The sequence below is a fragment of the Chryseobacterium sp. A301 genome (genome assembly GCF_054489425.1).
The window spans coordinates 408379-431670 of sequence record NZ_JBTMWY010000001.1; the positions used below are offsets into that span (position 1 = coordinate 408379).

At 39.8% G+C, this 23292-nt stretch carries 22 protein-coding genes and 2 tRNA genes; 12 read left to right on the top strand and 12 right to left on the bottom strand.

Going from position 1 to position 23292, the window contains the following annotated elements:
* Positions 1–35: 35 nt before the first annotated feature.
* The 4 genes from ACX3PU_RS01870 (at position 36) to pckA (ending at position 5525) form a co-directional block, all read left to right on the top strand.
* Positions 36–1958 (top strand): LysM peptidoglycan-binding domain-containing protein, encoded by a 1923-nt coding sequence (locus ACX3PU_RS01870; RefSeq protein WP_459083207.1) that lies wholly within the window; start codon positions 36–38, stop codon positions 1956–1958.
* Positions 1959–1997: 39 nt separating this feature from the next.
* Complete coding sequence (gene fabD, locus ACX3PU_RS01875) at positions 1998–2876, top strand: ACP S-malonyltransferase (protein WP_459083208.1); 879 nt, start codon at positions 1998–2000, stop codon at positions 2874–2876.
* A 9-nt stretch (positions 2877–2885) separates the two neighbouring features.
* Complete coding sequence (locus ACX3PU_RS01880; protein WP_459083209.1) at positions 2886–3791, top strand: GYDIA family GHMP kinase; 906 nt, start codon at positions 2886–2888, stop codon at positions 3789–3791.
* Between the two features lie 129 nt (positions 3792–3920).
* Entirely contained in the window at positions 3921–5525 is a 1605-nt protein-coding gene (gene pckA / locus ACX3PU_RS01885) for a phosphoenolpyruvate carboxykinase (ATP) (protein WP_459083210.1), read from the top strand.
* A 64-nt stretch (positions 5526–5589) separates the two neighbouring features.
* On the opposite strand, the gene ACX3PU_RS01890 is transcribed toward pckA, so the two are convergent.
* The 6 genes from ACX3PU_RS01890 to ACX3PU_RS01915 form a co-directional block, all read right to left on the bottom strand.
* Complete coding sequence (locus tag ACX3PU_RS01890; protein ID WP_459083211.1) at positions 5590–5994, bottom strand: type II 3-dehydroquinate dehydratase; 405 nt, start codon at positions 5992–5994, stop codon at positions 5590–5592.
* 53 nt (positions 5995–6047) lie between these two features.
* On the bottom strand, positions 6048–7322 hold the full coding sequence (locus ACX3PU_RS01895; protein WP_459083212.1) for a chloride channel protein: 1275 nt from the start codon (positions 7320–7322) through the stop codon (positions 6048–6050).
* A gap of 1023 nt (positions 7323–8345) precedes the next feature.
* Positions 8346–8417: transfer RNA gene (locus ACX3PU_RS01900), tRNA-Glu, on the bottom strand.
* A gap of 11 nt (positions 8418–8428) precedes the next feature.
* The gene (gene rpsT, locus ACX3PU_RS01905) at positions 8429–8683 is read right to left on the bottom strand and encodes a 30S ribosomal protein S20 (protein ID WP_459083213.1); all 255 of its coding nucleotides are present in this window, start codon (positions 8681–8683) and stop codon (positions 8429–8431) included.
* A 252-nt stretch (positions 8684–8935) separates the two neighbouring features.
* A tRNA-Glu gene (locus ACX3PU_RS01910) sits at positions 8936–9010 on the bottom strand.
* A gap of 76 nt (positions 9011–9086) precedes the next feature.
* Entirely contained in the window at positions 9087–10391 is a 1305-nt protein-coding gene (locus ACX3PU_RS01915) for an N-acetylmuramoyl-L-alanine amidase family protein (RefSeq protein ID WP_459083214.1), read from the bottom strand.
* A 34-nt stretch (positions 10392–10425) separates the two neighbouring features.
* On the opposite strand from ACX3PU_RS01915, the gene ACX3PU_RS01920 reads away from it, so the two are divergent.
* Genes ACX3PU_RS01920 through ACX3PU_RS01930 form a run of 3 tightly spaced genes read left to right on the top strand, consistent with a single transcriptional unit; the run spans position 10426 to position 13935 of the window.
* Positions 10426–13041 carry a putative LPS assembly protein LptD gene (locus ACX3PU_RS01920; RefSeq protein WP_459083215.1) on the top strand — a complete coding sequence of 872 codons (2616 nt, stop codon included), beginning with the start codon at positions 10426–10428 and terminating at the stop codon, positions 13039–13041.
* Positions 13042–13088: 47 nt separating this feature from the next.
* Positions 13089–13472 (top strand): RidA family protein, encoded by a 384-nt coding sequence (locus ACX3PU_RS01925; RefSeq protein ID WP_459083216.1) that lies wholly within the window; start codon positions 13089–13091, stop codon positions 13470–13472.
* A gap of 4 nt (positions 13473–13476) precedes the next feature.
* A complete protein-coding gene (locus ACX3PU_RS01930; protein ID WP_459083217.1) occupies positions 13477–13935 on the top strand; it encodes a hypothetical protein in 459 nt (152 codons plus the stop codon).
* 85 nt (positions 13936–14020) lie between these two features.
* Here ACX3PU_RS01930 and ACX3PU_RS01935 read toward each other — a convergent pair whose 3' ends face one another.
* Positions 14021–15538 (bottom strand): trypsin-like peptidase domain-containing protein, encoded by a 1518-nt coding sequence (locus tag ACX3PU_RS01935; protein ID WP_459083488.1) that lies wholly within the window; start codon positions 15536–15538, stop codon positions 14021–14023.
* A gap of 239 nt (positions 15539–15777) precedes the next feature.
* Between ACX3PU_RS01935 and ACX3PU_RS01940 the strand changes: the two genes are divergently transcribed.
* Genes ACX3PU_RS01940 through ACX3PU_RS01950 form a run of 3 tightly spaced genes read left to right on the top strand, consistent with a single transcriptional unit; the run spans position 15778 to position 17839 of the window.
* Positions 15778–17022, top strand: coding sequence for a peptidase U32 family protein (locus ACX3PU_RS01940; protein ID WP_459083218.1), 1245 nt, complete (start codon positions 15778–15780; stop codon positions 17020–17022).
* Positions 17023–17037: 15 nt separating this feature from the next.
* Complete coding sequence (locus tag ACX3PU_RS01945) at positions 17038–17268, top strand: ferredoxin (RefSeq protein WP_459083219.1); 231 nt, start codon at positions 17038–17040, stop codon at positions 17266–17268.
* Between the two features lies 1 nt (position 17269).
* The gene (locus ACX3PU_RS01950) at positions 17270–17839 is read left to right on the top strand and encodes a 5-formyltetrahydrofolate cyclo-ligase (RefSeq protein WP_459083220.1); all 570 of its coding nucleotides are present in this window, start codon (positions 17270–17272) and stop codon (positions 17837–17839) included.
* On the opposite strand, the gene ACX3PU_RS01955 is transcribed toward ACX3PU_RS01950, so the two are convergent.
* Both ACX3PU_RS01955 and ACX3PU_RS01960 read right to left on the bottom strand, forming a co-directional pair.
* A complete protein-coding gene (locus ACX3PU_RS01955) occupies positions 17794–18372 on the bottom strand; it encodes a hypothetical protein (RefSeq protein WP_459083221.1) in 579 nt (192 codons plus the stop codon). The two genes, ACX3PU_RS01950 and ACX3PU_RS01955, sit on opposite strands and share 46 nt — an antisense overlap.
* On the bottom strand, positions 18359–19495 hold the full coding sequence (locus ACX3PU_RS01960; protein ID WP_459083222.1) for a hypothetical protein: 1137 nt from the start codon (positions 19493–19495) through the stop codon (positions 18359–18361). Before ACX3PU_RS01960 ends, ACX3PU_RS01955 begins: the two co-directional genes overlap by 14 nt.
* A gap of 200 nt (positions 19496–19695) precedes the next feature.
* Here ACX3PU_RS01960 and ACX3PU_RS01965 point away from each other — a divergent pair, with 200 nt between their 5' ends.
* Positions 19696–20034 (top strand): hypothetical protein, encoded by a 339-nt coding sequence (locus tag ACX3PU_RS01965; protein WP_459083223.1) that lies wholly within the window; start codon positions 19696–19698, stop codon positions 20032–20034.
* Between the two features lie 111 nt (positions 20035–20145).
* Entirely contained in the window at positions 20146–20373 is a 228-nt protein-coding gene (locus ACX3PU_RS01970; RefSeq protein ID WP_459083224.1) for a hypothetical protein, read from the top strand.
* 78 nt (positions 20374–20451) lie between these two features.
* On the opposite strand, the gene ACX3PU_RS01975 is transcribed toward ACX3PU_RS01970, so the two are convergent.
* From ACX3PU_RS01975 to ACX3PU_RS01985, 3 genes are read right to left on the bottom strand one after another with little or no spacing between them, the layout of a single operon-like run.
* A complete protein-coding gene (locus ACX3PU_RS01975) occupies positions 20452–21222 on the bottom strand; it encodes a TrmH family RNA methyltransferase (protein WP_459083225.1) in 771 nt (256 codons plus the stop codon).
* Complete coding sequence (locus ACX3PU_RS01980; protein WP_459083226.1) at positions 21212–22738, bottom strand: DNA recombination protein RmuC; 1527 nt, start codon at positions 22736–22738, stop codon at positions 21212–21214. Before ACX3PU_RS01980 ends, ACX3PU_RS01975 begins: the two co-directional genes overlap by 11 nt.
* A gap of 55 nt (positions 22739–22793) precedes the next feature.
* Positions 22794–23291 carry a YciI family protein gene (locus ACX3PU_RS01985; RefSeq protein ID WP_459083227.1) on the bottom strand — a complete coding sequence of 166 codons (498 nt, stop codon included), beginning with the start codon at positions 23289–23291 and terminating at the stop codon, positions 22794–22796.
* Position 23292 lies beyond the last annotated feature (1 nt).

Sequence of the window (23292 nt, forward strand, 5' to 3'; positions counted from 1 at the left end):
TGAAAGCGTTATTTTTGCAAGCAAGAGACACCGATATGATAAAAAGATTCCTACTATTATCTGCCGTTGTGTTTGGTTTTGGAGCTAGTGCCCAAAGCACGCACACCGTCATAAAAGGGGACACGCCATATAATATTTCAAAAAAATACGGCCTGTCTATTAATGAATTGTACCGATTGAACCCCTCGGTTGTCGAAGGGACTATCAAACTTGGTGATGTACTTACCGTTACGCGCGGTAGTAGCCAAAATTCTGCGCAAAGTACCACGGGAGCTTCTACAGGTGTCATTGTTCTTCAGCCGAAGCAAACCATTTACGGAATCACAAAAACCTATCGTATTTCTGAAGCGGATTTAAGAAAACTAAATCCAGAGCTCGACTCTCATATGAAAATTGGAGATAAGGTCGTACTTCCTCTTGAAAACATTAGAAAATACGGACCTGAATCTGCCGTAGTCGTTAGCGAGGCTAATGTAAACACAGTTAAACCTACTGCACCTGAAGAAGTTAGCGATCTTTTGCAAGGCCAGGAGCGTTACGAAGTGCAGCCTCGTGACAATTATTATCGAATTACTCGAAAGTTTAAGCTGTCACAAGCCGAACTTTTTTCCCTTAATCCTGGGCTTGAATCCAAAGGACTTCAACCTGGAGATTTTCTTGTTGTGAGTACCCGTTCGAAATCCTCGGACGATTCCGTTGCGATGACAGAATTAGAGCCGGCAGTTTCTGAAAGTATACCGGTTTCGACTGTTAATAGAGAAGATGTCCTCGAAGAGTCAGGTGATTATCTAACCTATACAGTACGTAGTGGAGATACGGTTTTTGGGATCTTAAATGAATTCAAAATTACACTGGATCAATTGCTTTCCTTAAATCCCTCTTTGAGCGGTGGACTTAAGGCTGGCATGGTTCTGAAAATTAAATCCATTGATTCACAATACGTTAAAAAATCAGGCGACCAATTAAATGTGGTGTTAATGCTTCCGTTCGGATTTGATGCGGGGGATAGCAAATACCGTAGTTTAGCAAGTGACTTCTTAAGCGGTGCAAAACTCGCCATTGAGCGCAGTGCAGCCGGTGGGCAAAAGTTGAACATTAATATAGTGGACTCTGGAAATGATACCAGTTTTAAAAATAGTTTGAGCCAAATTCAAAAGGAAAATACGGATTTGATCATCGGACCCTTCTTTAAATCTGGAATTGTAGAGGTACTAGACTATGTAGGCTCGTCAAAAATCCCAGTTGTTGCACCCTTTGCGAATACGGAAGATTTGTATGGGCACAGCAATTTAATTATTGTAGAAACGAAAGAAGATATATATGCGGATCGCATTGTGGAAGAAGCAGAAAAAGTATTCAGCAACCAAAAGGTGTATATCGTTGCAGACTCTGACAAAACACAGGCGAACCGAGTAAAAGCTGGCCTCGAGAAATCCCTAAAAAATGCTTCGATTTCAATCGTGACTTCAGTCGCAGATATTGTAAGCGAAACCAACATGATGACGGGGCAGCCTACACCTGTAATTGCCATTCTTGCCTCCAATAATGATTCTCTTGGAAAAGCATTTGGTGAGCGCATGATTCAAATGTCTAACGAGATCAAAGGCAATCGTGCCTTTAGCCTTTATTACCATAGTATCTTCGAATCGCAAATGGACGCTTTAAGCCAAGCCAATCTTGTGTATTTAATGGATAGAAAGGTAAATATGGAGGGGAAATTTGAAAAAGAAATTTTAGCGGCCTACCAAACGAAGTATTGTAAGTCTCCTTCGAGATATGCAATCATTGGGTTTGACGTGGTCAACGATATTCTAAGCAGAGAAAATAAAAACGGGGAAGTTTTTAAACAGATAGACAAAGTGCAGACTCAACTTGCAACCAAGTTCGAATACGTCCGTGCAAAACGAAATGGCGCCTATATCAACACTGGGTACCGTGTAGTTCGATTGGTGCCTTAAGAGCAAAAAAAACATAACCCTTGATTTACTAAATTAATTATGAAGAAAGCATTAGTGTTTCCCGGACAAGGGTCACAATTTGTCGGCATGGGAAAGGAATTGTATGATTCTAGAAAAGACATCAAAGATTTGATGGAGTATGCAAATGAGATTCTAGGATTTAATATTCTATCCACAATGTTTAGTGGAACGCAAGAAGATTTAACCAAAACAAGCATTACACAACCGGCAATTTTTATTCATTCCGTGGCTGCTGTAAAAGCGATAAACGCATTAGGAGCAGAGATGGTGGCCGGGCATTCTCTTGGAGAGTTCTCCGCCTTGGTGGCCAACGGTGTCTTGTCCTTTGAAGACGGACTAAAATTGGTTTCTGAACGAGCTCAAGCCATGCAGGACGCTTGCGATAGCAACCCAGGTTCTATGGCTGCTATTTTAGGTCTTGACGATGCCCTTGTCGAAGAAATTTGTGAACAAATTGACGGAATCGTAGTCCCTGCCAATTACAATTGTCCTGGACAATTAGTGATTTCGGGAGAAACTGCGGCAGTTGAATTAGCTTGTGAGAAGTTAAAGGAAGCGGGTGCCAAAAGAGCTCTTATGTTGAGCGTTAATGGAGCTTTCCATTCTCCGCTTATGCAACCTGCACAAGACCGTTTAGCCTCAGCGATTCAAACGACCAAATTTAGAAAGGCTACCCTTCCTATTTATCAAAACATATCGACTTTGCCGGTGACGGATGAAAACCAAATTAAGGAGAATTTAATTTCACAATTAACGGGTCCCGTAAAATGGACGCAAAGCGTTCAGAATATGGTGAAGGACGGTGCTACCTTATTTATGGAAGTTGGACCGGGTAAAACATTGCAAGGCTTAATTCGCAAAATTGACTCTGACGCGCAAGTGACTTCCGCAATTTAAATCTTTCCCATGGAGTCTTTTTTCTCACCAGGAAAGCTCTTACTTACCAGCGAATATGTAGTACTCGACGGCGCACTTGCCTTAGCTGTCCCTACGAAATGGGGACAAGAACTTTGGGCAGAAGAAGAGTCTGATTCGAAATCACGGGTCTATTGGGAAGCCTACCACCAAGATACCTTGTGGCTTCGCTGTGAAATTGATTATGCCAATTGGAAAGTGGTAAGCACCAACAATCTCGAAGCCTCTCTTTTCGTGGTGAGCGTTTTACAGTGGGTTCAAAAAGCTTCCTTAAAGGTATTGCGAGATACTCGCTCTTACCGCCTGAAAACCAATTTACAGTTTCCTTCTGATTTTGGACTTGGAAGCAGCTCTACTCTCATGACTAACCTTTCTCAATGGGCCGAAATTGAAGCGTTCACCTTAAACGATCGAGCTTTAGGGGGGAGTGGATACGATATTGCAGTAGCTCAAGTGAATCATCCGCTTCTTTTTCAAATTCAAGCATCGAAAAGAGTAGTGCAGCCCATCGATCTTGATTTTAGATTCAAGAATGAACTTCTTTTTATTCATTTGAATCAAAAACAAAATTCAAGAGATGGAATAAAGCATTATCGAAATAAACCGATTAGCACGAACTTGGTATCAAAATTTACAGATATCACAAAAAAAATTATCGTTTCTCAAACAGTTGAGGAGTTTTCGACGCTCCTAAATTTGCATGAAGATTTGCTTTCTTCCCATTTAGAGCTTGATACAGCCCGTAAACTGCACTTTGAGGACTGTCCTGCCTTTGTGAAAAGTCTGGGTGCTTGGGGGGGCGATTTTGTATTAAGTGCCAAGTTTGAGGGTTATCAGAGCTATTTTCAACACAAGGGTTTTCCGACTTTTTTCGAGTGGTCTGATTTAATCAAGTGATAATAAGTGAGTTACAGTAAATTTGTAATTTTGTAATATCTGATTAATATCATTACCTTCCCCATGTGAAAAGTTTTCAATAAGTGTAAATTTGGATTCTTGAAAGAAAATCGAAAAAAAAGTAATTTTATGAAAGACAATCAAATCATTCAGCAGCTGCATGATATGGGAATCAAGGGTTATGAAGAGATCATTTACAATCCGTCCTATGAAACTTTATTTAAAGACGAAGTCTCTAGTGAGAACCAAGGTTTTGAAAAAGGGGTTTTGACGGAATCAGGAGCTATCTCGGTGCAAACTGGAGAGTTTACTGGACGTAGTCCAAAGGATCGCTATATTGTTCTAGATGACGTAACAAAAGACACGATTTTTTGGGATGGAAAAGTAAACATTCCAACCACAAGTGCACTTTTCGGACACTGTAAAGATTTGGTTGTAGAGCAACTTTCTAAAGCAAAAAAGCTATACGTGGTGGATACCTTTTGTGGTACAAATCCAGACACAAGACTAAAAGTAAGATTTATAATGGAAGTGGCTTGGCAAGCTCACTTCGTAACCAATATGTTTATCCGTCCTTCCTCGTTCGAGCTTGAGAAGTATGGAGAGCCTGATTTTGTGGTAATCAATGGATCTAAGACGACGAATCCAAATTGGGAAGAACAAGGATTAAATTCTGAGAATTTTGTCATGTTCGATTTAACGGAGAAAGTACAAATTATTGGAGGTACGTGGTACGGTGGAGAAATGAAGAAAGGAATGTTCTCTATTATGAATTACTATTTGCCTCTAAACGGAATGGCTTCTATGCACTGTTCTGCTAACGTAGGAGAAGATGGAGACGTTGCTCTGTTCTTCGGTCTTTCAGGTACAGGGAAAACCACGCTTTCTGCGGATCCAAAACGTTACTTGATCGGAGACGATGAGCACGGTTGGGATGACAACGGTGTCTTCAATTTTGAAGGAGGATGTTATGCAAAAGTTATTGACCTTTCTGAAGAGAAAGAACCGGATATTTTCAAAGCGATACGCCGCGACTCACTGCTGGAAAATGTGGTAGTGGATGAGAACGGAGTTTGTGATTTCACGGACAAAAGTATCACTGAGAACACAAGAGTATCCTATCCAGTTCATCATATTTCAAAAATTGTTCTTCCCTCAAAAGCAGGACATGCAAAAAAAGTGGTTTACCTTTCTGCGGATGCCTTTGGAGTATTGCCACCGGTATCTATTTTAAATGAAGAGCAGGCTCAATACCACTTCCTTTGTGGATATACCTCTAAATTGGCGGGCACGGAAAGAGGGATTACAGAACCTCAACCTTCCTTCTCACCAGCATTCGGTGAAGCTTTCTTAACGCTTCATCCCACTATGTACTCTAAAACCCTAATTGGGAAAATGCATGAACATGGAGCAAAAGCTTATCTCGTAAATACAGGATGGAACGGAACAGGAAAACGTATTTCCCTTAAGGATACAAGAGCGATTATTGATTCCATTATTGACGGTTCGATTGATTCGGCACCAAAAGATGTAATTCCAGTAATGAATCTTGAAATTCCTACAGCGCTTCCTCATGTATCTGAAGGAATTCTGGATCCTCGTGCTACGTATGCAACTGCTGAGCAGTGGGAAGAGAAAGCAAAAGATTTAGCGGCACGCTACATCAAAAATTTTGAAAAATACACTGATACAGAAGAAGGTAAGAGGCTGGTTGCAGCGGGTCCAACCCTTTAATCGTTGTAATAATAAAAAAATCTCCATCTTACTAAAGATGGAGATTTTTTATTTTGCCTTTTTCTTACAAGCTTAGCACGGCCAATCGGTAGCCTTGCATTCCGAAACCAGATATGAGTCCTCTCACATAGGGAGCCGTAACCGATTTGTGTCGAAACTCTTCCCGCGTGTATAGGTTGCTTATATGCACTTCAATTTTGATCTTTTGACAATTCTTTAAACAATCCGCTAGCGCATAGGAATAATGAGTGAAAGCGCCTGGATTCATAATCAAGGCATCAAAATCTTCTTTTTGAATTCGATCAATTAATTCTCCTTCTGAATTGGACTGAAAATACTGAAATTCATACTGAGAGAATTCAGTTTCTAGTTCACTTAAAGTACTCTCCATGCCTTTGGTACCATAGATGCTGGGCTCCCGAGTGCCTAGTAGATTTAAGTTGGGTCCGTTAACTAATAATATTTTCATATTCAAATTTAGGGAAATAAAGATAAGAATTAGTAAAAGAGGTTGGATTTGATCTATGTGTGAGTTTCTTCCGGTAAAGAAGGGGGCATCTGGTAGGTATATACGTTATAAGGAAAGATCCATTTTGAAAAATAATTTGCACTGACAGAGCCTACTAGGATGGGAAGTGCGAGTGTGAATCCATTCGGAACAAGGTTGCAAATCAAAAACAGGGCTGTCAAGGGTGCGTAAATACTGGCAGAAAGCATGGCCGCGGCGCCCACAAGCATGAAATTTAAAGGTATAAGGGTGGTTCCAAAGAATGTGTTGCAGAACAGAGCGAACGCTAATCCTAAAAAGCCTCCTGCGACAATGCTAGGTGCAAATACTCCACCATCTCCACCAGCGCCTAGTGTTAGAGCTGCGGCAAGTGGCTTGATAAAGGCGAGTATCACTAAAGTAGCAATGGCGTAGGTTTCTGGATTTACAGCCAATTTATTAAGCCCGTGGTAGCTATCTCCATATAAAACTGGAAAAAGAAAGAGCATGGTCCCTACGCTGAGTGCTCCTAGGTTCACTCGAATAAAATTGTTGTTGATTCCAGAGAAAAATTGTTTAAGTCTAGTAACTAGGAATGTGAAATAGATTGACATGAGAGCACCAAGGACCCCCAAGATTGCCATGTAAGGAATAGCTCCCCATTTCCAATCGCTCACACTTACAGGAATGATAGGCGCACTTTCGAGAATGTTTAGTAGACCCCATGAGACTAACGCGGCCGCTGTACAACTTAGAATAATTGTTTTGTTGAGTCGACGTGCTATGACCTCCACGGCAAATAGCCAACCTGCAATAGGACTGTTGAAAAGAATTGCGACCCCTGCACATACTCCGGCACAAACAAGTTCGCGTTTGTACATTTTGGCAGAGAATTGCCATTTATAGATTCCATTTCCAATCGTAGCGGAAGCGACCACGGTAGAAACTTCAACTCCTGTAGATCCACCAAAAATCACAGTTAGAAAACCGTTAATGTAATGAGAAGGAACTTTAAACCAAGGCAAGTGTTCTTTTCGAAGGTCTAAGGTTTTGTAAATTTCTTGTATTCCTTTGTTTCGTCGATTTTTAAATACGTATTTCCTAAGAAAGTAGATCGCGGTAATCCCCACTGAAGGGATTATAATAAAAAGCAAATAGCTTTTTAATTTTATGAAATGAAAAATATGTTCTTGGAAATATTCCGTAATTATCTTCAGAGAATATGCCATAAAAGAAGCTAAGACTGCGATTAATGCGGCTGCAAAAATTAATCGAAAGTAATATTGTCTTTGAATGGTGACTCTGTTCATGATTATCTGAGAATTAAGGTGCAAAGTTACATTATCTATTTCCGAATCGGAAATTATCAGATATTCAATTCTAGGTGAATACAATGGACTTTGTACTACTTAGCGGAATTGGCCGTTTTTTTGAACATAGAAAAGGCAGATTAAGAATAATCCACTTGTTAATTGTGGCCTTAGCGGAATTGGTTTCGTTTTAGGAGGGTAATTTTCAATGTCTTGTTGAGGGTACTCTCGAAGTGCGAACCGGCTTACTAATCTTTAGGATAATTCAAAATATTAAATAAGAAGGAATTACAGTAGATGTAGTATTAAAAGGAAACTGCTAAAATTACTGCGCTGTTGCGCTAGACAGTTCTTCTGGTGTTTCGTTGTTTAATTCTCAAGTAGGATATAACTCCGTGGGATCTTATATCGATAAACTACTTCGGGTTTTCATAACACACCTCTTTACCATTTTCCCAATAACAATATGGTTTGCTTTTTTCCTGGGACGCCACGGGATCCGCACGTTCACATGAATACATACTTAATATAATCACACAAAGGGCCGTTGAAAGTGGTTTGCATTTTTTGATGGCGAAACAACTAAAGATATTTTGATGTTTTCTGATTGATTTTTTCATATGGGTGTGGATTTAAGGTGAATATTTGACGAGAGTTTAATTCATTGCGTATGTCGGTTCGTGTGCGTCACAAAATTTTCGTGGTTAAATACACCGATTAATACGATGCCAATACGATAAATGCCATGTAGGAAAGAGAATAGATACGGTTCAATTTAATTTTCATATCAAAGAACCATAATTATCCCATAAAAAAAAATACCTCGAAAGAGGTATTTTTTAGATAAAGAACTTGCTAAACATTATTCCTTTTTGATTATGTATTCACCAGTTGTGGTACCAAGCACAAACACATCGGTATTTGTTGCCTAAATTAAATTGAAAGTGTGCAGATATAGTAATCGTGCAAGGAAGGTTTTGAGCATAAAAAAAGTGGATTAAAAATAATCCACTTTTTTGATTGTAGCCCGTAGGGGAGTCGAACCCCTCTTGCAAGAATGAAAATCTTGAGTCCTAACCGATAGACGAACGGGCCTCCTATACTAATTAAGCTAGTTTGTTAACGTGCTTAGTTAATTTGCTTTTTAGGTTAGCCGCTTTGTTTTTATGGATGATGTTTTTCTTAGCTAAACGATCCACTAGCGAGATAACTTTTGACAATTGCTCAGTAGCAGCTTGTTTGTCTTCTTCGTTTCTTAGTACTTTCACAGCTGTTCTTGCAGTTTTGTGATAGTATCTGTTACGCAGTCTTTTTGCTGCGTTTTGTCTGATTCTCTTTAGAGCTGATTTATGATTTGCCATAATTGTTTCTCAATTGTGGGTGCAAAGATAATACTATTTTTAATTCCCACAAATTAATTTTTAAAATTAATAAAATTTTTCTTTTATCTAAAGTAAGGCTCCATACTTTGCTTATTTCACCTTCTTATTTTGCTTTTCTACTCTCTGATTTAGAAAGAGCGGCAAAGATACGTGAATCTCTGCTGATTTCAAAGAGTGATTTCAATTTTCCTTTCTAAAAAGTGCATAATTGCAACGGGTAAAGTTAGGATATGGTAGCCTATAGGGGAATCGAACCCCTGTTGCAAGAATGAAAATCTTGAGTCCTTACCACTAGACGAATAGGCCGGATTTGAGGATTGCAAAAATACGGAATTATTTGCAGTTGGCCAACCATTGGGCAATTCGTCTATAAAAGTGCTAATTAATTCAGTTTTTGAATCACTGTGCCTTCAATTCCTTTTTTCTCAAGATCTTTTTGAAGTTCAACTGCCGCTTCCAGCGTTTTCACACTTCCATACGTGTAGTAGAAGACTCCGTTCTCTTTCGTTCTGGTCACTTTATCCTTAAGGGTTTTCAGTAGGTAGGAGTTGCTACTAAGTCTACTTTTTGAAACGGCTAATTCAATGGTGTAGGACCCTTTCGACAACTTTTGGTTTGGTGTAAATCCTATGGAAGTTGCATTTCGGAATCCTGCATCTTTGGCGGTTTTTAAATTTGCATCTCTAACCGATGCAAAATTCGTGGTTGCATAATAGTACTTGTAGAGTTTTCCTTCTTTTATAGTAAGGATATACTTAAGGCCTTTAAGTGCAGGGTCAGCGTCATTGTATTTTGAATTCGAACTCATAAGTAGAATTCTAAAATCATTTTTCAAAGGTTGTTCCACTGGTTTTTCAGGAACTTTTTCAACGATAGGACTGGATTTTCCACCGGACTTGCGATCGTATGCTTTTTTGTAACTGACTATGGAATTGTAGATGCTTTCTGCGACTTCGTTTTTTCCTCTTGTAGAAGCAAGATAGTGCGCTTCGTCGTAATTGGATATAAATCCTGTTTCAATTAAAACGGAAGGCATTGCATTCATCCTAAGTACGTGAAGGTTCATTTGTTTTACTCCGCGTGAGAGTCTTTGGTCTTTTTTAGAGAAATTCTCTTCAATATGCCCCCCTAGAATTAAACTTGCCTCTAAGTATCTGTTTTGTTGAATTTTTAATGCAATTAGGGATTCAGGTGTTTTTGGGTCATAGGATCCAAAGGTTTCCTTGTCCTTTTCATCTAAAAAGATTACGTCATTCTCTGCTTTCGCCACTTCCAGATTTGTGCGATTCTGATCAGGCCCCTGTACGTAGGTTTCAGTTCCGTAAGGAGAGGTTCTTTCATTCGCATTGAGGTGAATTGAAATAAAGAGATCAGCCTTGGATCGGTTGGCTAGATTGGTTCGGTCCGTAAGAGAAGGATAAACATCTGTTTTACGCGTATAGATTACTTTATAGTCTTTGTCTTTTTCAAGCATTCTCCCCACTTTTAGGGTAATGTCTAGAGCAATGTCTTTTTCTGCGACATATCCAATATCCGCATACTTACGATTTGCTCCGTGATCATGACCGCCATGACCCGCATCTAGGACGACAACGAATTTATTCTGGCCCCAAAAAAAGGCACTTAAAAGAATAAAAAATATCCCCAAAAATTTATTGGGATAATTTGTTTTGCTATTCATCAGCATTATTTAATAAAAATATTTAATTTTGACCCCATTAATGATAAACATAAAGCGAATCAAAATCAGCTTCAAAAATATATTACATATTTCAATTATCCTAATTTTTAACAGTTTTTTAGCACAAGTAAGCGCTCAGAATCAGGTTAAAAAAGAGGGGGTTGATACGATTATGGTGAAATCAGACACTCTGAATTTAAGAGAGCCTGAGCCCTTGGCCGCCCCTGTGAACTCCACGGCGGATAACATTCGTACAGACGTGCCTAAGCGCATGACCTACCTGAATCAGAATGCGGAAGTCACCTATCAGGATATGAATATCAAGGCAGACTATATTTCTATTGATTGGAATACAGGGAATGTTTTTGCTCGAGGTAAGCTCAATGATAAAGGTCGGGTGATAGAACCTGTAATTACAGAGCAGGCAGGGAAAATCTATGAAACGGATCAGTTCAATTTTAATTACAAATCCAAGCAGGCAATTGCTTACAACACTCGAACGGAAGAAAGTGAGGGGGTGATTGTGGCAGAAAAGACGAAGAAAGTCAACGACTCTATTTTTTATATGCGTCGAGGTAAGTATACGACGGATGAGTATTTTCTGAGTAAAAAAGATACCATAGCAGATTACTATCTGCTTGCGCCGAATATTAAGCTTATAAAAGGCAAAAACAAATCTCAGGTGATCACGGGTCCTATTCAAATGTACATTGAACAGGTTCCCACGCCTCTCGCATTACCCTTTGGAATTTTGCCTTTCTCAGACAAGAGATCCGCAGGGATCTTGATTCCAAGTTTTGGGGAAAGACAAGATGTCGGGTTCTTTTTGAACGGACTCGGGTATTACCAACCGATTGGTGAGCATTTCGATATGAAAGTAATGTTGGACTTTTTCACCAAAGGAAGTTGGAATATACGACCAGAAGTCAATTATCGAAAGAACTACCGTTACAACGGAAACTTTAATTCCGAAGTGGGAACTACTGTTCGAGGAATTAAAGGGCTGGATGATTATCAGAAATCATCTACCTATCGAATTGGCTGGAGACATCAGCAAGATTCGAAAGCGAATCCTTATTTTAATTTCTCCGCCTCAGTCAACGTAGTAAGTAGCAAGTTTTACAGCAATACGATTAACAACAATCATATTTTTGATCAGAGTGTTCTTAATACACAGCAGAATTCTACGATTTCTGCGACGAAAAGGTTCCTGACGCTTCCAATTACGATCACAGGAACGGCTTCCTATTCCCAGAACTTTGCGGACGGCAGCGTCAACTTAAGGCTTCCCCAGATGAATGTGGCTATTAATCAGTTCTATCTATTCTCTCCCAAGGATGGGGGGATACGAGAAGGCCTTTTGCAAAACATTACTGTGAACACAGGACTTAACTTCTCAAATTCTATTAGTGGCGTAAAAGAAGAGGATATGTTCCAAAAAGCGATGTGGGACAACATGCAAACGGGTCTTCAGAATAATTTATCCATTGCGACCAATACTACACTCGCAAAGTATTTCACATTTTCTCTTAGTGCAAGTGCAAACAATGTGCTGACGACCAAAACTCTGGATCGTTTCTACGATCCCATTGAGGATAAAGTGCAAAATGTATACGAGAAAAAAATCGCAGGGTATTCCACATTCTCCACTTCAGCGAGTTTGCAAACCACACTTTATGGGATGCTAAATTTCAAAAAAGGAAGTCTTGTCGAACGAGTTCGACATATGGTAATTCCAAGTATTGGATTTACTTACCAGCCTGATTTTGGTACTCCCGATTGGGGTTATTTTAAAAATTATTATTCAGCCACGGGTGAGCTTACACCTTATTCCATTTTTGACGGAGGAATGTTTGGGTCTCCCTCGAGCGGTATGGTCGGGGCAATGACCTACAGCATTGGAAACAATATTGAGATGAAGGTCCGAAACAAAGAAGATTCCACTGGCGTGAAAAAAGTAAAACTTTTTGAAAGTTTGAATATTTCAGGAGGATATAATTTTGCTGCAGAAAGCCATAAATGGAGTATGGTCAACATAAACGGACAAACTTCTTTATTCGATGGCAAAGTAAATATGAATACAAGTTTGGTGATTGATCCATACGAAACCATTTACGATGTAAACGGTTTAGGAACTCGAACCGAGAATTTTGGAAAATTCAATTTACAAGGGTTTAGTATTCAGATGTCTGTTCCTTTAAGTGATGCACTTTTTGCGTCGAAAGACAAGAAAAGTCCAGAAGAAATGTACAAAACCAGAGGAGAGATTCGAAATGAGAATTATTATTTTGACGAGTTTAACTATGCTCATTTTTCTCAGGCATGGACTCTGAATTTAAATGCGAATTATGCCTATACCCAAGGGGCAACGCAGTTTGGAAATAAGGTCGCTTCCGTCGGTATTGACGGCTCTATCAAGCTAACTCCGTTTTGGAACATTACGGGAAGTACGCATTACGATTTTATTACAAAGAAACTGGCGTATACCCGAATCGGGTTCTTTAGAGACCAGCGAAGTTTCACAATCAACTTTAACTGGGTGCCTTTTGGACAGTACAAAGTCTATGACTTCTTTATCGGAATCAAAGCGAATATCCTAAGCGATGCGATTAAATACAATGATCGTAGCTTTACAGAACCGAATTCAAAATTCTAGACTTTCGAGTATTTTAATAATAATATTACCTTTGCAAAAATTCAACTATGGAAAAAAAATATATAAACACGACGAAAGCACCCGCTGCAATAGGTCCCTATTCACAAGCTGTTCTTGCAAAAGGAGTTCTTTATATTTCAGGTCAAATCCCATTAGATCCTGCTAGCGGTAAGCTAATTGAAGGAATTGAAAAGGCGACTCATCAAGTGATGCAGAACCTTCAGGCGATTCTCGAGGAGGCAGGAATGGATTTTAGAAATGTGGTCAAATCAAGTATTTTTCTGACCAACATGGATGATTTTGCTCTTATGAACGAAGTGTATGCGTCTTATTTGAATCCTGAAAATTTACCGGCTAGGGAAACGGTTCAAGTATCTTCTTTGCCTAAAAATGTTGAGGTCGAAATATCGATGATTGCCTACGAGAATTAATCAGATGAATTTCCTTCGTAATACAATTGCCGTCCTATTAGGGCTGGGAATCGCAGGTCTTATTATCAGTTTCGGTATTCGAATTAATCCGGATTGGATTACCTATGAGCGGTTTTCAGCATTTCAATCGTGGGAGAACTTTCTTTATTCCATGAAGGACAATGATGCCTTCTTTGTCTTCTTACTTTTCCTTTCGGGGATTGGTGCTACAATAGGTGGCGTTTTGACCGCGATTGTGGTGAAATATGCGAAGGTTGCTTATGCCATCCTAATTGGGTTCATCCTTTTGTTTATCGCAATGATGGATGTAATTGTAAACCCCTATCATCCTACTTTTTATAAGATCCTCATCTTTTTAACTTTTTTCCCTTTTTCGTGGATTGGAGGCAAAATCACCGAGGTGATTTACGATAGAAAGGAAAGACAGGCAAGAAAAAAAGAAAAGAAGGCCTTAGAAAATTAAATAGATTTTTTTACAATAGAAAAGGGGCTTCGAAGTAATTCGAAGCCCTTTTTTAATTCAAATATTTATTAGAAACGAAAGTTTCTTACTGCGGCATTTTAAATCCTTGTGTGTAGATTCCGCCACGTTCATTGACATACTTCACTTGAACGTTTCCGGTAAAGCCGTTAAGTATTTTGTCGACGTCTTTTTGGGAGTTTACGGGTTTTCCGTTGATCTCAATGACGATGTAGTTGTCCACAACTCCGATCTTAGCCATTTCTCCACCTTGGACCACGTTTCTGACAAGAACTCCGCTATTTAGCCCATACCGAGTCTTAAATCCTTCGTTTAGGGGCTGGAATTCAGCTCCAATTTTTTCAGACACTGTAAGATCGGCACGAGTACGGACCGAGGTGTTTCCTTTCTGGTCTTTCAATACCACACGAACCGTGTTTTCTTTGCCATTACGGTTGTAGGTTACATTTACTGCATCCCCAGGTCTTTTACTACCGACTGCTACAGATAGGTCAGCGAAATCAGTAATGTTTTGGTTGTCCACTTTGTATATAATGTCTCCTGCTTTTAATCCCGCATCTTCGGCCCCGGATTTTGCGGAAACTTCTCTTACGTAGATTCCCACACCCGGCTTCAAACTTGTTTTGTATTCTCGGTTGTACAGAGCTACTTGCTGTTCGTCGGAAAGATCAACAGACATTACACCTAAGAATCCTCTTTGAACGAGACCGAATTTTTTAATGTCCTCCACAATCTTACGCGCAAGATTAGAAGGCACTGCAAATCCATACCCTTGGTAGTAACCATTTGTAGAGGCAATGGCAGAATTAATCCCAATTAGATCCCCGTTTGTATTGACTAGGGCACCTCCTGAGTTCCCCATATTAATAGCTGCGTCCGTTTGAAGAAAACTTTCAATCGGGTTGGTTGCGGATCCCTGGGAAAGAATTCCAATTCCTCTTCCTTTCGCTGAAATAATTCCGGCAGTGGCAGTGGAGTTTAACCCTAAAGGATTCCCAACGGCAAGTACCCATTGACCTACTTCAACAAGATCAGAGTTTGCAAAATTCAAGTAGGGCAATCCCTTTTCATCAATCTTTAATAAAGAGATATCTGTGTTTGGGTCTGTACCTACTAAAGTCGCGGTATAGCTTTTCTTGTTACTTAGAACTACTTCCAATTTAGAAGCGCCCGCCACCACGTGGTTATTTGAAATAATATAGCCATCGGGTGAGATGATTACTCCAGATCCCATTCCACTTGGCATGTTGTCTGGACGTTGTTGTTGTCTTGGTTGAGCACGTTCCCCAAAGAACCATTCGAAAATGTCTTGTTCAGAACTACGTCCTGCGGATCTTGTGGAGTAATTTTTAATGGTTACCACGGCCGGTACAGTCATTTTTGCAGCTGTGGTGAAGTCTGTTCCTGTACTGGCTGCTCCGAGGGAAGCGAAGTGAGCACTGTCGTTTTTAGTTGAACCGAAATAAGAGTAATCTTGCAAGCTTGCTTGCTGATTTTCGGCTAGTTTAATACCGCCAAAGACGGTAGCTCCTGAGATAACCCCTACAAGAGCAAAGGGTAGCATTTTTTTGACTTTCTCTGTCATTTTTATCTTTCTCATTATTAAGTTAATTGGTATGTATCGCAAATTTAACACTAAATAGGTATGCAGTCAAAAGCGGTTGTTTCATATTTAACGGAACTTTAACAAGATTTATCACTATTTTAGAGTATTCCTTCGCGTTCTATACCTTTGCCGAAAGATAGGGGGCTTTAATTGAGTGATTTCAGTCGTTCTTGCACAAAATTTAAAACCATATCTTTGCAAAAATTTTTGATATCATAATGACAAATACAGGAAAAATTGAATTGATGGCTCCCGCAGGAGACTTTACGGCCATGCAAGCTGCGCTTGACAATGGTGCGGATTCTATTTATTTTGGTGTGGAGCAGTTAAACATGCGTGCTCGCGCTTCCATGAATTTTACCATCGACGACCTTCCCGAAATATCGAGACGTTGCAAAGAAAAAGGAGTGCGTACCTATTTGACACTCAATACGATCGTGTATGACCACGACCTTTCTATCATAAAAACTTTACTAGATAAAGCCAAGGCTGCCGAGCTTACCGCTGTGATCGCGATGGATCAAGCTGTTATCTCCTACGCGAGACAAATTGGACTTGAAGTACACATCTCCACTCAGATTAACATCACCAATATTGAAACTGTGAAATTCTATGCACTGTTTGCAGATACGATGGTCATGAGTAGAGAGCTCAGCATAACGCAAATAAAAAAGATTTGTGAACAGGTAAAAAGAGACGAGGTTAGAGGTCCTAACGGAGAACTTGTTGAGATCGAAATTTTTGGACATGGAGCCCTTTGTATGGCGGTTTCTGGAAAATGTTACCTTAGTTTGCATTCCAGTAACTCATCAGCAAATAGAGGTGCCTGCAAACAAAACTGTAGAAAAAAATATACGGTAATCGACCAAGAATCTGGATTTGAAATTGAATTAGACAATGAATACATGATGTCTCCTAAAGACCTATGTACCATTGGATTTTTAGATCAAGTAGTGGATGCCGGTGTAAAAGTCCTGAAGATTGAGGGGCGTGGACGTGCGCCAGAATATGTGGCCACAGTCGTAAAATGCTACCGCGAAGCGATTGACGCAGTGGCAGACGGTTCGTTTAGTCAAGAGAAAGTGAAAGGATGGATGGACCGATTGGAAACCGTTTACAATAGAGGTTTTTGGAGTGGGTACTATTTAGGACAGGAGCTTGGCGAATGGTCTGAGAATCCAGGTTCTAGTGCGACACAGAAAAAAGTATACATTGGAAAGGGTCGTCATTTTTATCCGAAATCCAACGTAGCTGAATTTTTAATTGAAGCGTACGACTTAAGTGTAGGGGATAAAATTCTTATACAAGGGCCAACTACCGGTTCACAAGAAATGGTAGTGGAACGGATGCTAATTGACGAGAAAGGAGAAGCAGAAAAGGCAAGCAAAGCGGATGTGATTACTTTCAAAACAGAATTTAGAGTAAGACCTTCCGACAAACTTTACAAAATTGTTGAGGCTTAAGCAAGGAACGGAACTATGGTGATTGTTACGCTACAAAGAGATAAATGCATTGGATGCAACTACTGTGCAGAGTTTGCGCCTGAGTATTTCCGAATGTCTAAAAAAGATGGAAAATCGGTACTTTTGAAATCTACAGATAAGAAAGGGTTTTTCACTTTGAAGACCCCTTTTCCGGAAGCATTGACGCCGTGTGAAAGGGCGGCCAAGGCTTGCCCAGTCAATATAATCTCTGTTAAAGAAGTGTGAAATGACAAAAAGTGAAATTCGTCAACATTATTTAGAACTTAGAAAAACCTTATCTAGCGATGAGGTTTTGTCTTATTCTACACAAATCTTTGATCGGTTTCTTAAAGCCTTTGATCCTTCAGAGATTCAAAAGGTGCATCTTTTCCTAAGCATTGCCAAATTTAAAGAAGTGAATACAGAGCTTTTTATTTCCTATTTTTTGGAAAGGGGTATCCGTGTTTTTGTTCCTAAGATGGTCGGAGACACCCTTATTTCAATCGAGCTAAAAAGAGAGACTCCAATGGCCCTTAACTCTTGGGGGATACTCGAACCTACAAGCACAATGGATAGTGGGGAAAAGGATTTCGACCTAGTCATCACACCACTTCTGTATTGTGATTTGCTTGGCAATCGTGTTGGGTATGGGAAAGGGTTTTACGACCGATTCTTCGCTTCGCTTCCTGCAAAAACGAAAAAAGTGGGGGTGGGTTACTTTGACCCGGTACAACCCGTAGAGGATGTATACGATTCGGACGTTCCACTTGATTACTTAGTGACTCCTAGAGAAGTACTGTCTTTTATCGGCGTTTGATAGAAGTTGAGAAAAAAGAATTTAAATTCCTTCTGAAATTGTTTGGGCGTTGATACGAGAACATACTGCGCCTCACGCTGTTTCCTAGCGATCGATCTATTTTGTGCTGAGAAATATTCCACATCAAATTTCGCAAAATTTAACGTGTCATTTTCGTGAATTTTTTCATAAACGCTGAGGTTATGCACTTTTGCAGCTCTCACTTGGAAGCTATCCAGTTCCTTTAACAACGGTTGCAATGTAGTTGAATCCGCCTTAAAGAAGTAGCCCTGCAGTTGAGAGTACATTGCGGAATCAATCTCTGTATCTTGTTTACCCGAACTATACAGGATCGAAAGATCAATAACCTCCTGTACTTTTTGTTTCGTAATGGAATTAATAGCCTGGGCACTGTCCATATTTGCACTTGGATAAGAGGACTTGTTATTGTTGTACTTTACATTTTCAAGTGATAGTTCGTGTTTGTCTTTTTTGCAGGCTAATACTAAAAAGGCAAGGGCAAAGAGTAATACGTATGGATTAAAGTTCTTCATGGTTTGTAATTCTAAATTTAATTAAGACAATCTTACCTTTTTCCATTTTTGTGTCGATTACCTCCATATTCTTTAAAGAAGTCGTTGGAGTAGTTACCAAATTGATATATCGAGATTTGTCAAGTGTTTCAATCCCATAAGTGTCGTTGTCATAGACTTGATAGATAAGGGCGTCTTGACTGATTAGAAAGTTTAAGCTCTCCCGCTTTCTCTTAATGTCCTGAATGGAATTAGAGTAATAATAGAGCATAATCGCATAATCGTTCGGCTTTAGCTCAATGATTTCACTTTCTGGGGCCGTTTTTAAGTTTCTACGAATTGTGTCGGTTCGGTAGTACGGAGACGAAACAACCATTGTGAGCGTGGAGCCTTCGGGATTTCGATACACGAACGGTTCGTTTGGTTTCGCATTGTATAAAATTGGAGATTCATCTTTTTTCAAAATCTGTACCTGAAGTTCCGCGTTTATTTTGGAATTTCGATCGGAATCAATAAAGTTGTAATAATATTCCTTTGTGAAGAGCTCGTCTTTGTAAAGGAAAATCACCGCTGCGAGTGCGATAAAGGCCAGTCCCGCAATCCCATACCACATTTTTGCTGTTCCCAGTTCTATTTTTGATTCCTGTTTTTTTTCAGGGACCGTTAGGTGGTTCGTGACTTTAGAGAGTGAAGCGTCCAATTCAACCATTTCAGAAGGCTGAGACTCTATTTTTGTAGGAGAGCTAGGAATCTTTGGGTCTCGTTCCTCCGTGAGATTTGATTCGGAAGAAGGACTGTGAGTCATTGGGCTCGCTTCTTCATTTTCTAGTTCCGAGAGAATTTCATCAGCGTAAAGGTGTTTCTTTTTAAATTCATACCAAGAAGAGTATCCAGCGTAATCGGACAGTAAGTTTAGAATGTCGATGCGGGGTAGTTTGGTAACGGGTGAATTCTTGAAATAGGTGTAAAATGATTTCTCACTGATGTTTCCTTTCACCTTTTGACGCAAATCTTCTTGGAAATAAATGATGTCGATTCCTTTCCAATGGGCTATATTTTCTTCAGACGGAGTGTGTGATTCTAAGTATTTTGCCTGAATCTCCGTTTTAAGCTGTTCAAAATGCAATAAATCTAAATCGCTCAAAGTAGATGTTTAGTATTTAAGTCGTTGGTTTTCAGTTATACAAAATTGTAAATTGATTTTACAAATATAATACAATCAATTTTCATAAACAAGTTTGGTATCCGATATACCTTTGTATTGTTCAATTGAAGATGTGCTTTAGAGCGAATCCTAGATTGAATAACAAAAATAGGAAATCAAATCAAACCAAACACCTTATTATGAAAAAATCATTATTCCTAGCTGGATTTGCTGCACTTACCTTAGTAGCATGTAAGAAAACAGAAACTGTAGAAACTGCGAACGCTGCAGATTCAACTGCAAATGCACTAGCTGATTCGGCTGCTGTAATTGCGGATTCGGCTGCATCTGTTATTGATTCTGCTGCAACTGCAACGGTTGACGCTGCTAAAGATGCTGCGGCTGCAACGACTGCGGCGGGTGCTGAAATAGCAAAGGACGCTGCGAAAGGAGCTGCTGATGCTGCGGAAGGAGCTGCGGATGCAACTGTGAAAGCTGCAAACGAAGCTAAGAAAGCAGTTAAGGAAGCTACTAATTAGTAGAAAATCCTTTTTATTCCAGAAATGGATAAAAAAAAGTGCGACGTATTAAAAAATGAATTACATTTGCACGCTTAATTAAAAAAACAATTTTTAAAACAATAATTTATTATGAAAAAGTCATTATTCGTAGCGGGTATCGCTGCTTTAGCTCTTGTAGCTTGTAACAAAACTGAAACTGTTGACACTGCTGCTGAAGTAGTAGATTCTACTGCTGCTGTAGTTGATTCAGCTGAAGCTGTAGTTGACTCTGCAAACGTAGTTGCTGATTCTGCTGCTACTGTTGCTGAAGAAGCTGCTGCAACTGCTGTTGAAGCTGCTGAAGAAGCAACTAACTAGTCACTAGTTTAGAAAAGCTAAAGCCATCTTACCTTAGGTAGGATGGCTTTTTTATGTTTAGGCTTTAGATGCAATTATCTATTTTTCCATTTTTTGCCTTACGATCTCATAACAGCTTATTGCAACGGCATTGCTTAAGTTGAGTGAGTCAATGGTACCTACCATAGGAATAAGAGTGTTTTGGCCCTTGTTTTCCCAAAATGAGGAGAGTCCTGAATGCTCAGTCCCGAAGAGGATGGCTGATTTTTTTGTTAGATCTTTGGAAGGAAGTGACTTGGACGTTTGGTCCATTAAGGTGGTTAGGATCTGAAAGCTATTTTCTTGCAAAAACGAGTGCAACTCTTCATTGTTTGAAGTGTAGACCTGAAGCCCAAACAAACAACCCACACTAGAACGAATTACGTTAGGATTGTATAAATCTACCTTTGGATCGCTGATAATTAACGCATCGATACCAAAAGCCTCGCAGCTGCGAAGAATGGCTCCTAGATTGCCTGGCTTTTCAATTCCTTCCAGAACAATAACTGAGGCGTTGGAAGCGGGTTTGTACTCGGATAGTTCACTTTCTTTTGCTTTGTAGACACCTAGGATCCCTTCGGAACTTCCCCTATAGGCAATCTTTTCGTAGACCGTAGAGGAAACAAGATAAATTTTTGAATTCGGAAGAGGTTCGTGGTAGTAATCTTCGCATATATAAAACTCAAGGGGCTCGTAGTGGAAATCAAGAGCTCTTTTATTCTCCTGTCTACCTTCTACAAAAAAGATTCCTTGTTTTTTGCGCTCTTGATTTTTCGTCAAAAGTCGAGTGAGGGTCTTTATTTTTTCATTTTGCGCACTTTCAATTCTCATTCGTATGGTTTTCTAGGGTGGCATCATTGCCGACTTCGGACTGTTCAATTATGGTTTGCGAGAATTCTTTTTTGCTTTTGATTCCCAGCGCTTTCATTTTTTGGGTTTGATGAATCAAATTGTCTCTTCCGGTGTTAAGTTGCTTGTAGGCTTCGTTGTATGTGTTTTGAGCAGCATCTATGTTTTTCCCAACCTTTTCTAGGTTTTCCACGAACGAGACGAACTTGTCGTAAAGTTTAGTGCCTCTTTCCGCAATTTCAATCGCATTTCGATTTTGGTATTCCCGTTTCCACAAATCTGCAATTAGCTTAAGCGAAGTGATCAAGTTGTTTGGACTGAGAAGCAGAATTCTTTTGTCGTAGGCGTAATTCCAAAGAGTAGAATCGTGCTGCATAGCTGCAATATAGGCGGCTTCGTTAGGAACGAACATCATTACGAAGTCTAGGGATTTCCCATAATCATCGTACGCTTTTTGAGAGAGTTGGAGGATGTGATTCTTCATAGAACCTACATGCAGCTTTAGATGCGATTCGTACGTGTCGGGATCGGTTTCGTCAATTAGGGCTGAGTAGGCCGTTAAAGAAACTTTGGAGTCAATGATGACACTGCGATCGTCTGGGTATTTAACCACCGCATCCGGACGCATTTTCTTTCCAGAGAACTCGGAAAAGAGTGCTTTTTGATCTTGGTCAGTTAATTGATGCTCCATGAAGTACTCCCGTCCTTTTACCAGTCCGGACTTTTCTAGTATGCTCTCCAAAATCATTTCGCCCCAGTTTCCTTGGGTTTTGCTTTCTCCTTTTAAGGCGCGCGTTAGGTTTTTCGCATCTTGGGAAATTTGTTGATTTAGTTGGGCTAGTTCCTTTACTTTTTCTCCAAGGGAGAATCGTTCCTTAGACTCCTTTTCATAAGATTCGCTTACTTTGGTTTTAAGTTCTTGAATCTTGTCTTGAAAGGGCTCGAGGATTAGTTTGAGATTGGATTGGGTCGTCTGGGAAAATTTGGTTGATTTCTCTTCAAAGATTTTATTGGCGAGATTTTCAAACTGCTGTTTGGACTGCTCATGTAGTTTTTCTACTTCCTGGACATGGGATTCGATTTTGCTGCGCAGTTGCTTGTTTTCTTCAAAGAGTTGCGTTTTTTGTCCAAATAAGGTTTGCTCCTCCGTTCGGAAAGTTTCTAATTGAGCTAAAAGATCTTTCGTGCGCTCTTTTTCTTCATCGTAGTGTTGGGTTTGACTTTCAAATTTTGCATGGATACCGGCCTGAGTCTCTCGGGCTATCTCTAACGCAGCTTCTAGCTCCTTTCTTTTAGCTTGATCCTGCTCGAGTTGCCCTTGCAAATGCTCCATTTGTTTGATCGCATTTTGCTGTTCTGTTCTAATTTGAATGAATTTCTCATTCAAATCTTCAAATTGACTTCGCTTTACGCTCGAAGATTTGTTTAAAAAATAGGCGATTAGACCGCCGAGTAAAATACCCAGTACGAGTCCTACAATCAGATATATGGTTTCCATGGTTCAAAAGTACGAAACTATGTGAGTACAATCAAGAGCAAAGCTAGGGGATTCCTTAGGGGTTTTGTTTCGCGATTTTCTTGTGAATTTTTAGGTGGGTACCTATAGCGGCAGAGCCATACCAGGGTAAAATCTCAGCTTCAAAGATCCCTTCACTCAGCGTGGGGTCGCCCTTCAATAGTTCTTTTGCCTCCTCCTCTGTCTTGCAATTTAGAAGAAAAATTCCGCGATACTTTCGTGTGTTTGCAGTCGAAAACGGACCTGCAATCACCAGTTTTCCAGAATCTGCCAATGCATTTATATTTGCAAAATGGCCTTTGAAAAGTTCTGCTCTTTGGACAGGGTCGGTTAGTTCCTTGTCCTTAGGTCCTGTTTTTAGAATGACCAAGATGTAAGATTTCATTCCATAGTCATCTGCGCCCAAGGAGTCTGCTAGTTTTTGGTCAAAATTCGGGTTTAGGATTTCCTTGTCTTGCTCAGCTGCTTTGTTTTGTGCATTTGCAAAGCAAAAGCTAAAGAACAGGCCAACAAAAATGAGATGGAAAGTGCGCATT